Origin of the sequence: Microbulbifer okhotskensis, assembly GCF_023895975.1 — a bacterium.
Taxonomy (GTDB): domain Bacteria; phylum Pseudomonadota; class Gammaproteobacteria; order Pseudomonadales; family Cellvibrionaceae; genus Microbulbifer; species Microbulbifer okhotskensis.
In genome coordinates this window covers 1-260 of record NZ_JALBWM010000475.1, presented here as the reverse complement: position 1 = coordinate 260, position 260 = coordinate 1, and the positions used below count along the sequence as shown (strand labels likewise).

General features: G+C 50.4%; 1 protein-coding gene. It reads left to right on the top strand.

The genetic code is table 11. The annotated features are described in order from the left end of the window. Positions 1-79: 79 nt before the first annotated feature. The coding region (locus tag MO867_RS24475; protein WP_252473469.1) for a Mor transcription activator family protein at positions 80-260 on the top strand (181 nt) is incomplete at its 3' end.

Genomic DNA, 260 nt, shown 5'->3' with positions numbered 1-260 from the left:
TAAATGGTCAGCAGGCTACAAAAGTGATCGAAGCGCTGAAAGCCTGGCTGGATCGAGAAGAGAATAAAGGAGGAAAACAGTGAGGCATCAAGATCCAAATATGGAGAGTCGCCGTCATGAACTCCTGGAGGAAATCCACGCCCATGCTCGTGAAGTGTTACAGCAGCATGGCGTGGATACTGATATTGCGGATCAGGCAGGCTGTGCTATTGCTGATCATTTGGCTACAACCTGGGGCGGGCAAATCGTAACGGTTCCGA